This is a genomic window from Streptosporangium minutum (assembly GCF_002149035.1).
Lineage (GTDB): Bacteria > Actinomycetota > Actinomycetes > Streptosporangiales > Streptosporangiaceae > Streptosporangium > Streptosporangium minutum.
Genome location: NZ_NGFP01000075.1, coordinates 22,549 through 34,822 on the forward strand (window position 1 = coordinate 22,549; position 12,274 = coordinate 34,822).

At 69.7% G+C, this 12,274-nt stretch carries 9 protein-coding genes and 1 tRNA gene; 9 read left to right on the forward strand and 1 reads right to left on the reverse strand.

The genetic code is table 11. The annotated features are described in order from the left end of the window. Window positions 1–211 precede the first annotated feature (211 nt). Window positions 212–1,654, forward strand: coding sequence for a hemolysin family protein (locus tag CA984_RS17920; RefSeq protein ID WP_086573798.1), 1,443 nt, complete (start codon window positions 212–214; stop codon window positions 1,652–1,654). Beyond that, complete coding sequence (locus tag CA984_RS17925; protein ID WP_086573801.1) at window positions 1,651–2,685, forward strand: hemolysin family protein; 1,035 nt, start codon at window positions 1,651–1,653, stop codon at window positions 2,683–2,685. Before CA984_RS17920 ends, CA984_RS17925 begins: the two co-directional genes overlap by 4 nt. 367 nt (window positions 2,686–3,052) lie before the next feature. On the opposite strand, the gene CA984_RS17930 is transcribed toward CA984_RS17925, so the two are convergent. After that, window positions 3,053–3,135 (reverse strand) — tRNA-Leu (locus CA984_RS17930). Window positions 3,136–3,291: 156 nt separating this feature from the next. Between CA984_RS17930 and CA984_RS17935 the strand changes: the two genes are divergently transcribed. The 7 genes from CA984_RS17935 (at window position 3,292) to pknB (ending at window position 12,037) form a co-directional block, all read left to right on the forward strand. Beyond that, complete coding sequence (locus CA984_RS17935; RefSeq protein ID WP_086573803.1) at window positions 3,292–4,032, forward strand: FhaA domain-containing protein; 741 nt, start codon at window positions 3,292–3,294, stop codon at window positions 4,030–4,032. A 17-nt stretch (window positions 4,033–4,049) separates the two neighbouring features. Continuing rightward, the gene (locus CA984_RS17940) at window positions 4,050–4,517 is read left to right on the forward strand and encodes an FHA domain-containing protein FhaB/FipA (protein WP_031161774.1); all 468 of its coding nucleotides are present in this window, start codon (window positions 4,050–4,052) and stop codon (window positions 4,515–4,517) included. Next, window positions 4,514–5,839, forward strand: coding sequence for a Stp1/IreP family PP2C-type Ser/Thr phosphatase (locus CA984_RS17945; protein ID WP_086573806.1), 1,326 nt, complete (start codon window positions 4,514–4,516; stop codon window positions 5,837–5,839). Before CA984_RS17940 ends, CA984_RS17945 begins: the two co-directional genes overlap by 4 nt. Before the next feature lie 4 nt (window positions 5,840–5,843). Further along, entirely contained in the window at window positions 5,844–7,223 is a 1,380-nt protein-coding gene (locus CA984_RS17950) for an FtsW/RodA/SpoVE family cell cycle protein (RefSeq protein WP_086573809.1), read from the forward strand. After that, complete coding sequence (locus tag CA984_RS17955) at window positions 7,220–8,677, forward strand: peptidoglycan D,D-transpeptidase FtsI family protein (RefSeq protein WP_086573812.1); 1,458 nt, start codon at window positions 7,220–7,222, stop codon at window positions 8,675–8,677. Before CA984_RS17950 ends, CA984_RS17955 begins: the two co-directional genes overlap by 4 nt. After that, entirely contained in the window at window positions 8,674–10,095 is a 1,422-nt protein-coding gene (locus tag CA984_RS17960) for a serine/threonine-protein kinase (RefSeq protein ID WP_086573814.1), read from the forward strand. The genes CA984_RS17955 and CA984_RS17960 overlap by 4 nt, the downstream gene beginning before the upstream one ends. A gap of 82 nt (window positions 10,096–10,177) precedes the next feature. Beyond that, window positions 10,178–12,037: a Stk1 family PASTA domain-containing Ser/Thr kinase gene (pknB, locus tag CA984_RS17965; protein ID WP_086573817.1), complete on the forward strand. Its 1,860-nt coding sequence runs from the start codon at window positions 10,178–10,180 to the stop codon at window positions 12,035–12,037. Window positions 12,038–12,274 lie beyond the last annotated feature (237 nt).

Genomic DNA, 12,274 nt, shown 5'->3' on the forward strand with positions numbered 1-12,274 from the left:
GTCAAGGTTTCCCTATGGAAATGTACGCAGATGGGTACTTAGCCACCAACGACGTGATCGTTGGCCGATCTGGAAACATCGACCCCCACATGGATCGTTACGGTAAGGGACGACCCCTACGCGAAAGGATGATCGTGTCCACTCCGGACTCATGGAGTACCTGCCCGTGCGGACGCACGGGAACCGATGACTCGACCGGGAGAGCCGCCCGGTGAACACGGCTCTCGGCCTGCTGGCCGTACTGCTCCTCACTCTTGCCACCGGCTACTTCGTCGCCCAGGAGTTCGCCTTCGTCGCCGCCGACCGCGGCGTGCTGCGCGAACAGGCCGAAGCCGGTGACGCGGCGGCCAAGCGCGCGCTGGAGGTGACGGGGCGCCTGTCGTTCATGCTGTCGGGCGCGCAGCTCGGCATCACCGTGACCGCGCTGCTCGTCGGCTTCATCGCCGAGCCAGCCATCGCCACGGTCATCCGTCCGGGCCTGGAGGCCGCGGGCGTGCCGGAGGCGGCGGTCCCGGGCATCGCGGTGGCGCTGGCCATCGCGGTCGCCACCGTCGTCCAGATGGTGCTCGGCGAGCTCGCCCCCAAGAACCTGGGCATCGCCCGTCCCGAGCCGGTGGCCAAGTTCCTCTCCGGCTCGACCATCGTCTACCTCAAAATCGCCGGGCCCGTCATCCGGCTGTTCGACTCCGCCGCCACGGGCCTGCTGCGCCGGGTGGGAGTGGAGCCCGTGGAGGAGGTCGAGCACGGCGCCAGCCCCGAGGAGCTGTCGCGGATCATCTCCGAGTCGGCCACGGCCGGCGACCTTCCCCCGCGGCTCTCGGAGCTGCTGGAGCGGGCGCTGGAGTTCGGCGACCGCACCGCCGAGGACGTCATGGTGCCGCGCCCCCGCGTGGTGCTGCTCCGGGTCGAGCGCCCGATCTCCGACCTGCTCGACGCCGTCCGCGAGCACGGCCACTCCCGGTACCCGGTGCTCCGCAAGGACAACGGCGAGGACGTGGTCGGCGTCACCGGCGTACGGGAGCTGCTCAAGTCCGGCCTGACCGAGGGCCCGCTGGAGAAGATCACCCGACCCGCGCTGCTGGTCCCCGACTCGCTGCCGCTCCCGGTCGTGCTGGAGCGCATGCGCGCCGCCGGCGACGACCTGGCCTGCGTCATCGACGAGTACGGCGGGCTCGCCGGCGTGGTCACCGTCGAGGACCTCGCCGAGGAGCTCGTCGGCGAGCTGATCGACGAGAACGACCCCGAGCCCGCAGGAGTCGTCGCCAACGACGACGGCACCTGGGACCTGCCCGGCACGCTCCGGCTCGACGAGGTCGAGCGGGTGACCAGGCTGGAGCTCCCCGAGAGCGACGGTTACGAGACCATCGCCGGCCTGGTGCTCGCCACCCTCGGCCGGATGGCCGAGCCCGGCGACCAGGTCACCGTCACACTGACCCTTGAGACCGACCTGCTGGAGAACGACAGCGCCGACGAGGCCGACGCGGTGCTCACCGTGCTGTCGGTGCACCGCAGGGTCCCCGAGTGGGTACGGCTGGCGCCGGCCGCGGCGGGGGCCCCCGAGAAGGACGGCGAGCACGCGATGGCCGCACCGCGGATGATCGCCCGCGGCGCCGACAGACCCATGATCGAGCGAAGTGCGGTGGACGGACGATGAGCACCACAGGAGCCCTGCTGCTCGGCGTGGCCCTGCTGATCGGCAACGCCTTCTTCGTCGCCGCCGAGTTCGCGGTCATCTCGGCCCGCAGGCATCGCCTGGAGGAGCTCGCGGGCAAGGGCGGCCGGTTGACCCGGGTCTCGGCCCGCGCCGCCGTGCGCGGCGGCAGGGAGCTCTCCCTGATGCTCGCCGGGGCCCAGCTCGGCATCACGCTGTGCTCGCTCGGGCTGGGCATGGTGACCGAGCCGGCCATCGAGCACCTGCTGGAGCCGGTCTTCGCACTGGTCGGCCTGCCCGAGTCGCTGCAGGTCCCCATCTCGCTGGTGATCGCGCTGGCGCTGGTCACCTTCCTGCACATGGTGATCGGGGAGATGGCTCCCAAGTCGTGGGCGCTGACCCACCCGGAGACCGCGGCGATGAGCCTGGCGCTGCCGTTCCGCGGCTTCACCTGGCTGGTCCGGCCGGTGCTGTCCTCCCTCAACGGGCTGACCAACGCGCTGCTGAGGGTGTTCGGCGTGCACGCCAGGGACGAGCTGGCCACCACCAGGACCCCGGTCCAGCTCGCCATGCTGGTCGGCGAGTCCGGCCGGATGGGCCTGCTCGACCGGGACGAGCACGACCTGCTCACGCGGGCCCTGCGGGTCCACCAGCAGCCGGTCGAACGCCTGATGCTGCCCATCGGGGAGGCCACCTGCGTGCCCGGGGACGCCTCCGAGGCCCAGGTGCGCCACGCGGCCGCCGACAGCGGGCACCTGCGCCTGCTGGTCAACTCCGGCAGGCCGGCTGACGTCCTGGGCGTGCTGCACGTCAGAGACGTCCTGGTCCGGCCCGGCGCGAGCCCGGCGGAGCTGGCCCGGCCGGTGCCCCGGCTGGAGAAGAACACGACGATCCCCGAGGCGGTCTCCGTCCTCCAGGAGGCCCACGCCCATGTGGGCCTTGTCACGGACGGCGGCGGCGAGGTGGCCGGCATGGTGAGTCTCACCGACCTGCTCGGCGAGCTTCTGGACGTCCGGATCCTCGCCACGCGCTAGCCGGAGTGCCCCGCGAGGTTAGGCACGCGGCCGGCGGGGCAAGCGAACGGGCCGGGGGAGAGACCTCCCCCGGCCCGATTTCTCTGTCAGCGTAATCGAATTCATGATCGGCCGATTGGCGGCAAGTGCCCCGAAAGTGATCGGCAAGCGAGGACGGCTAGAACAGAGCGCGTGCCGTACCGGCTCAAAACCCGGAAGTCCCTTACGTAATGGCTGGGACTTCTCTATAAGGGAGCGAACGACTACTTTGATCGATGATCGAACCGAGCGGCACCAGACTCCACGGACGGCCCCGATGAGCGCGCGGATTCCCCGGACAACAAGAAAGCCCCGGTGCGCTGTCCGCGCGACCGAGGCTCTGTTTGAGTGGGCGAGGAGGGATTTGAACCCTCACGTCCTTTCGGACACACGGACCTGAACCGTGCGCGTCTGCCGTTCCGCCACCCGCCCTTTTGGGTGCGGTGGAAACATTAGCACGGATCAGCCGGTACCCACGAACCCGGATACGATCCTCCTAGACGCGGAGCGGAACGGCTGGGTGCGAGAGAGCGAGGAACAAGCCCCAAGCGGCCGTGACCTAGGTAGACGGAGGAAGGGAGGTACCCGGTGGGAGTCCTTCAGCGCTTCGAGCGGAGGCTCGAAGGCTTGGTTGAGGGAGCCTTTGCGCGGGCGTTCAAATCTGACCTTCAGCCGGTCGAGGTGGCCAGCGCGGTTCAACGCGAGATGGACGAACGTGCGGCGATCGTCGCCCAAGGGCGCACGCTCGTGCCGAACGACTTCGTGGTCGAGCTGTCCACCACGGACAGCGAGCGACTGGAGGTCTACGCGGACAGCATCAGCCTTGAACTGGCCAACCTCGCCAGGGAGTACGCCAAGGAACAGGGCTACTCCTTCGTGGGACCGGTCCGGGTGCGTTTCGAGACGGCCGACGATCTGGCGGTCGGCCTGTTCCGGATCCGCTCCGGCGTGATCCGCGGCGCGACCGTCGAACAGGACGAGATCCGCCAGCCGGTGAGCGACGTGCCGGCCGCCAAGCCGCATGCCTTCGGGGGCCGCCCCCGCCTGCTGGTCTCCACCCAGGACGACCCGCAGGGACAGCGGTCCTACGACCTGACCACCCCGGTGACCCTGCTCGGCAGGGGCACCGACTGTGATCTACGGCTGGTCGATCCGGGTGTGTCCCGGCACCACGCCGAGCTGCGCGTGGAGGGTCCCCTGGTCGTGCTCGTCGACCTCGGCTCCACGAACGGCACCTTCGTCAACGGCCAGCCGGTCCGCCGGGTCGAGCTCCAGAACGGCACTCGCGTGACGCTGGGGCGGACGACTCTGGTTTTCCGGCGCGATTAAAGGTAAACAAACGGTCCATGTCCGAGCTCACGCTGCTGCTGATCCGGCTCGCGTTCCTCGCGTTGCTGTGGTTCTTCGTGATTGCCGCGGTCGGCGTGATCCGGACAGACTTGTTCGGATCACGCACGACCACCGCCGCCCCCGCGCGCAAGGCCCCCAAGCCGGTCAAGCCCGCGGCCAAACCCAAGAAGGGGGAGCCGCGGCAGATGGTCGTCATCGGTGGTCCCCTGGAAGGCACCACCATTACCCTCTCGGAGACGCCAATCACCATCGGCCGGGCGAACGACGCCACGCTGGTAGTCAGCGACGACTACGCTTCCAGTCGGCATGCCCGGCTCTTCCCCCAGGACGGTCAGTGGATCGTGGAAGATCTCGGTTCGACCAACGGCACATACCTCGACCGCTCTAAAGTCACCCGTCCGACCCCGGTGCCGCTCGGTGTTCCGATCCGCATCGGCAAGACCGTCATCGAATTGCGCAAATGACCATCGCACTCCGTTACGCCGCCCGCTCTGACGTCGGCCTCCTCCGCGAAGGCAACGAGGACTCGGCGTACGCCAGCGGCCGTCTGCTCGCCGTCGCCGACGGCATGGGCGGTCACGCACACGGTGAGGTGGCCAGCTCGGTCGCCATCGCCGCGATGTCCTCCCTCGACGAGGACCCGCAGGGGGGTGACCTGCTCAGCGCCATCGAGGCGGCGGTCAGAGACGCCAACCGCAGGCTCCACGAGATGGTCGGGCGGGACCCGAGCCTCAAGGGCATGGGCACCACCCTGACCGCCATGCTGTGGTCCGGCACGAGGGTCGCGCTGGTCCACGTCGGCGACTCCCGCGCCTATCTGCTGCGCACCGGGGAGCTCTACCAGATCACGCACGACCACACCCTGGTCCAGTCGCTGGTGGACGACGGCCGGATCACCCTGGAGGAGGCCGCCACCCACCCGCAGCGGTCGATCCTGCTACGCGCCCTCGACGGCAGCGGCGAGGTCGACCCCGACCTGTCGCTGCGCGAGGCCCAGGTCGGCGACCGCTACCTGCTCTGCTCCGACGGGCTGTCCGGGGTGGTGAGCGCGGAGACGATGCACCACACGCTCTCCACGATCGAGGACCCCGAGACGGTGGTCCGCACGCTCATCGACCTGGCCAACCGCGGCGGTGGTCCCGACAACATCACCTGCGTGCTCGCCGACGTCCTGGAGGTGGACGAGGGGCTGGCCCTCCCCGTCGAGGCCGCCGTGGTGGGCGCGGCCGGGTCCACTCGGCCGCGGACCCAGCTGCCGGACACCCCGGCGGGTCACGCCGCGGGGATCACCATGCCCCAGCCCGTCATCACGGACGACGATCTCGATGAGCCAGTTGTCAGGGCCACGGCGCGGCCGGCCAGACGCCGCCGGCTGTGGCCGCTCATGGCCTCGGTGGGAGGCGTCGTCCTGGTCGGCGGCGGCCTAGGGTGGTACTTCGGGAGCCAGTGGCTCGACGACCAGTACTTCGTAGGGGCGAAAGGGGATGAGATCGTGGTCTTCCAGGGCGTGAAGACCAACCTCGGCCCCATCGAGCTCTTCGACGTCGCCCGGAGCACCACCGAGTCGGTCACCGCCCTTGGCGCGTTCCAGCAGGGCCAGGTCCGCGACGGCATCCCCGTCACCAGCGTCGACGAGGGCCTGAAGAAGATAGAAGAGCTCAAGACGTCCGCGGCGAAGCCCGAGACGAAACCGACGGCGAAGCCTGAATCCAAGCCTGACGGGAAGGGCAAGCAGACCCCCCAGCCGAGCGGCACCGCATCCCCGGAACCCACAAGGTCGCAGTAGACACATGAGCACCCCAAGCGTCGAGCCCGTCCCCCTGCCCGCCAAACGACGGCTGGCCCAGTTGGCGATGCTCGCCTTCGCGGTCGTGATCGTGATGTTCGCGTACGCCAACGTGGGGCTGGCGATCGACAAGCAGATCCCCTCGGGCATGCTCACCTACGGCCTCAGCCTGGGCGGGTTCATGCTGGCCGCCTACCTGGTGCTCGCCAAGTTCGCGCCCTGGGCCGACCCGCTGATCCTGCCCCTGGTGACGCTGGTCAACGGCCTCGGCCTGGTGATGATCTACCGCCTCGAACAGTCCAAGGCGTTCGGCGCCTCGGCCAACACCCAGCTGCTGTGGACGGCCGTCGGGGTCGTCCTGTTCAGCGTGACGCTGATCGTGCTGCGCGACCACCGCGCGCTGCAGCGGCTCACCTACACCGCCGGAGCCATCGGACTCCTCCTGCTGATCTCGCCGCTGCTGCCGTTCATCGGCAAGAACATCAACGGCGCCCGGATCTGGATCGAGATCCCCGGTGTGGGCCAGCTCCAGCCCGCCGAGTTCGCCAAGCTCGCCCTGATCGTCTTCTTCGCCGGCTACCTGGTCGCCAAGCGCGATGTGCTGGCGCTGGCCGGCCGGCGGCTGCTCTTCATCGACCTGCCCCGCGCCCGCGACCTCGGCCCGATCCTCATCGTCTGGGGCTTCAGCCTGGGCGTGCTGATCCTGCAGAAGGACCTCGGCTCCTCCCTGCTGATCTTCGGCACGTTCATCGCGATGCTCTACATCGCCACCCAGCGCACCTCGTGGGTCCTGATCGGCATCCTGCTCTTCGTGGGCGGCGCGATCCTCGCCGGCATGGTCTTCGAGCACGTGCACGCCCGCTTCGAGGTCTACCTCAACCCGGAGGACCCCGAGCTCTTCCAGAAGGTCGGCGGCAGCGAGCAGCTCATGCAGGGCCTGTTCGCCATGGCCACCGGCGGGATCCTCGGCACCGGGCTCGGCCAGGGCCATCCCAAGCAGATCCCGCTGGCCATCTCCGACTTCATCTTCCCCGCCACCGGCGAGGAGCTGGGCCTGACCGGGCTGATGGCCCTGCTGATGGTCTACGCCCTGATCGTGCAGCGCGGCCTGCGCACCTCCATCGCGGCCCGCGACCCGTTCTCCAAACTGCTGGCGGGCGGCCTGTCGTTCATCTTGGCCTGGCAGGTCTTCATCATCGTCGGCGGCGTGACCAACCTGATCCCGCTGACCGGCCTGGTCACCCCGTTCATGTCCCAGGGCGGCTCGGCACTGCTGGCTAACTGGATCCTTATCGCGCTGCTGGTACGCATGTCGGATGCGGCGAGGAAGCCGCCGCCCCAGGCCATCCAGGACGAAGGAATGACGCAGGTGTTCCAGCGATGAACAGTACTCTCAAGCGCGTCGCCCTGGCCTGCCTGCTCATGTTCGGCCTGCTCATGCTCAACGTGAACTACCTGCAGGGCGTACGGGCGGACGACCTGCGCGCGGACTCGCGCAACGTCCGCAACTTCTTCGACCGCTACGAGGTCGAGCGGGGCCGGATCACCGCGGGCGACAAGGTGCTCGCCGAGTCCGTCGACACCGGCAGCAACGACTTCCGCTTCGAGCGGCGCTATCCGGAGGGCAAGGTCTACGCGCCCATCACCGGGTTCTTCGCCCCGGAGAGCGAGAGCAACATCGAGCTGGCCGAGAACAGCCTGCTCAACGGCACCAGCGCCGACCTGCTGATCCGGCGCAGCATCGACCTGTTCACCGCCAAGAAGACCAAGGGCGCCAACGTCGACCTGACGATCAACCCCAAGGCGCAGGAGGCGGCCTACAAGGCGCTCGGCGCCAGCGGCAAGAAGGGCGCGCTGGTCGCGATCGAGCCGAAGACCGGGGCGATCCTCGCCATGGTCTCGATCCCCACCTACGACCCCAACCTGCTGTCCAAGGCGAACAAGGACGAGGTCAACAAGGCCTCCAAGAAGCTGGAGACGGACAAGGACCAGCCGCTGCTGAACCGGGCGATCAGGCGCACCTACCCGCCGGGCTCGACCTTCAAGGTGGTCACCATGGCGGCCTATCTGGAGAGCGACGGCACCCTCGGGCCGCAGAGCCAGGTGGACGCCCCGCAGCGGCTCGACCTGCCCAACACCACCGCCGACCTGCCCAACTACGGCGGCGCGGCGTGCGGCTCCGGACGGGTGACGCTGTCGTTCGCGCTGGAGCGCTCGTGCAACACGCCGTTCGGCAAGATCGCCATGGATCTGGGCTACGACGCCATCAACGACCAGGCCCGCAAGTTCGGCATCGGCGGTGACCCGCTGGCCGTCCCGATGCCGGTCGCGCCCAGCGACTTCGGTCCTGAGGAGGACAAGGCCGCGCTCGCCCAGGCCTCGATCGGCCAGCGCAGCAACCAGATGACCCCGCTGCAGATGGCCATGATCGCCGCGGGCATCGCCAACAACGGCGTGGTCATGAAGCCGTACCTGGTGAACAAGATCGCGGACTCGGAGGGCGGCGAGATCGAGAGCGCCGACCCCGAGGAGTTCACCACCGCGATCAGCGAGGACACCGCACGCAAGCTCCAGGAGATGATGGTCAACGTCGTCAACAACGGCACCGCGAACGCCGCGCAGATCCCCGGGGTGACCGTCGCCGGCAAGACCGGCACCGCCGAGACCGCTGAGGGGAAGGACCCGCACGCGTGGTTCATCTCCTTCGCCCCCGCCGAGGACCCCAAGATCGCCCTCGCGCTCATGGTCGAGTCCGGCAGCGCCGGCGACGACGCCTCCGGCGGTCACACCGCCGCTCCCATCGCCAAGAGCGTGATGGAAGCGGTGCTGGGTAGATGACCGCGTTGCTCGGGGGCCGATACCGTCCGCTGGGGCGGATCGCGACGGGCGGCATGGGCGAGGTCTGGCGGGCCAAGGACGAGCTGCTCGGCCGCGAGGTGGCGGTGAAGCTGCTCCGCCGGCACGTGGCGGCCGATCCGGCCTTCCGCGAGCGGTTCCGCAGGGAGGCGAGGATCGCGGCGAAGCTGGCCGACCCCGGCATCGCCCAGGTCTTCGACTACGGCGAGGCCGACGGCGTCGCCTACCTGGTGATGGAGCTCGTCCCCGGCGAGTCCCTGGCCGGCATCCTGGCGCGCGACGGCGCCCTGAGCGTCGAGATCACCCTCGACGTGGTCTACCAGACCGCCAAGGCCCTGCGGGCGGCGCACGGCGCCGGGATCATCCACCGGGACATCAAACCGGGCAACCTCCTGGTCACCGGGGCCGGTGTGATCAAGATCACAGACTTCGGCATCGCCAGGGCGCTGGAGGCCTCGTCGATGACCCAGACGGGCACCGTGCTCGGCACCGCGCAGTACGTCAGCCCCGAGCAGGCCTCGGGAGACCCGCTGACCTTCGCGACCGACATCTACTCCCTGGGCGTGGTCGCCTACGAGTGCCTGGCGGGGCGCCCGCCGTTCGTCGCCGAGACGCAGGTGGCGATCGCGCTCATGCATCTCGGCGAGACCCCGCCGCCGCTGCCCGGGAGCGTGCCCGCAGCGGTGCGCGAGCTGGTCATGGCCTGCCTTTCGAAGGACCCCGGGCGGCGCCCCGCCGGAGCCGGGGAGCTGGCCGGCCGGGCGTACGCGCTGCGCGAGTCGCTCGCCACCGCGGGCGCCGCCGACCTGGCCATGCTCACCGACCCCGCGGGGTGGCGGGTGGAGCCGGCGGGCGAATGGCCTCGGGAGATCGCCCCCGCCCTGGCATCGACTCCGGGTCCTGGTCCGGCCACGGCTTCCGGCCCGGCCACGGGCTCCGGTCCCGCTCCGGCGCGGACGGCGCGGATCGCCCCGAGGCGCCGTGGCCTGCGCCGGACGACGGCGATCGTCGCGGTCGCCGCGGGGTGCGCCGCCGCCGTCGGACTGGGCACACTGGTGGCCCACGACCTGACGGAGCGCAACGGCGAGAGCACGTCGGAGGAGCCGGTCGTGCCGCTGAGCCCGGTCACCAAGACCCCCACGGTCCGGCCGAGCAGAACCAAGCCGGTGACGACCAGATCGCCTGTCTCGCCGACGAAGCCACTCCGCCCTTCCCCCACGCCGTCGGCTACGGTAAGCACATCGGTCAAACCCAGCCCCCGGCCGACCACGTCGCCATCGCCYAGCCCCAGCCCGACTACTTCGACCCCGACGCCCACCACCCCGACGGCGACACCGAGCCTCACACCGAGCACCACTCCCGGACCCGGCGACACAGAGCCTCCGAACGGGGAGACGTGATGCGGCAACGGGTCGATGATGGACACCGGTGGCTCAAGAGCTCACCGGCACCCAAGATGAACGGTAAGGGACAGTGCAGGAAATGACTCAGCCCCGACGCCTCGGCGATCGCTACGAGCTTGACGGCGTCGTCGGGCGTGGCGGCATGGCCGAGGTATATCGCGCCCGAGACATCCGGCTGGATCGGATCGTCGCCATCAAGACCCTCCGCGCGGACCTGGCGAGAGACCACATCTTCCAGGCCCGTTTCCGTCGTGAGGCGCAGTCCGCCGCGTCGCTGAACCACCCGTCCATCGTCGCGGTCTACGACACCGGCGAGGACGTGGCGGGCAGCGCGCCGGTGCCGTACATCGTGATGGAGTACGTCGACGGCCGCACGCTGCGCGACCTGCTCCGGGCCGACCGGCGGCTGCTGCCCGAGCGGGCGGCCGAGCTGGTCGACGGGATCCTGCGGGCGCTGGACTACAGCCACCGCGGCGGCATCGTCCACCGGGACATCAAACCGGCGAACATCATGATCACCAACAACGGTGACGTGAAGGTCATGGACTTCGGCATCGCCCGCGCGATGGCCGACTCGGCCGCGACCATGACGCAGACCGCCCAGGTCATCGGCACCGCGCAGTATCTGTCGCCGGAGCAGGCCAGGGGCGAGCGGGTGGACGCCCGAAGCGACATCTACTCCACCGGCTGCGTGCTGTACGAGCTGCTGACCGGGCAGCCGCCGTTCACGGGCGACTCCCCCGTCGCGATCGCCTACCAGCACGTGCGCGAGGACCCGATCCCGCCGTCGCAGATCGACCCGGAGATCCCCAAGTGGGCCGACGCCATCGTGCTCAAGGCGATGGCTAAGGACCCCGCGCACCGCTACCAGAGCGCCGGGGAGATGCGGGCCGACATCCAGCGGGCGATGTCCGGCATCCCGATGGACGCCCAGACGATGGCGCTGGCCAACAACTACGGCTCGGCCACCCGGACCATGCAGACCCCCGGTCCCGGCGGACCGGCCACCCAGCGCACCAGCGCCGTCCCGGCGTACGAGTACGGCACGGAGGAGGGCGGCGGGCGTGGCGAGCGGGGCCGTCGCCGGCAGCAGAGCAACGGCAACACCGCGGTCAAGACCGCCGCGTGGATCCTGGTCCCGCTCCTGGTCATCGGCGCCTTCATCGGCGTGGGATACATGTTCCTGAGCTCCCCCGGTGACTCCGACGCGGCGAACAAGATCAAGATTCCGGCGCTGACCTCACGGACCGAGGCGGCGGCGACCAAGGCGCTGACGGATCTCGGCCTGACCGTCAAAACGGTCGAGAAGTTCGACGAGGAGTCGGAGAAGGGCACGGTCATCGAGACCAGCCCGGCGGCCGGCACCGCGGTCGACAAGGGCGCCGAGGTCACGCTCACGGTCTCCAAGGGCGTGGAGAAGGCCGAGGTGCCCAACGTGGTCAACATGACCACGGACGAGGCCAAGGCCGCCCTTGAGGAGGCGGGCTTCGTGCCCAGCGTGCGGACCAAGGCCTCCAGCGGCCCGCAGGGCAAGGTGCTGGAGACCAACCCCGAGGCGGGCAAGAAGGCCCCGAAGGGTAGCACCGTCCAGATCTACGTCCCCAAGGAGGCCGTGGAGGTCCCGGGCGTGGTCAACCTCACGGTCAACGACGCCAAGCGGATGCTCAAGGAGGCGGGCTTCAAGTACAAGGTCGTCGAGCAGGAGAGCGACCTGCCGGAGGGCACCGTGCTCAGCCAGGCCCCGGAGGCCGGCGCCAAGCTCCAGCAGGGCACCACGATCACGCTGGTCGTCTCCAGTGGGAAGGCTCCGCAGCCGACCGAGCAGCCGACGACGGAACCGACCCAGGAACCGCCGATCACCGAGGAACCGGATCCCGAACCGACGGAGACCGAGGACCCGTTCTTCAACGAGGCGCCCAGCGACGACCTGGGCGGCTGATCCCCGGCTCCGACATGACGACCCCCGCCGGTTGGCGGGGGTCGTCATGTGTCTCGGGGGGCCCAGGGTCCCCGGGGTCTCGGGATCTTCGGGGTCCCGGGGGCTGGGGCCTTCGGGGTCTCGGGAGGCCCGGGGTCCCCGAGGTCTCGGAATCTCGGGGTCTCGGAATCTCGGGTCTCGGGATCTCGGGATCTCGGGTCTCGGGGTCTCGGGATCTCGGGGTCTTCGGGGTCCCGG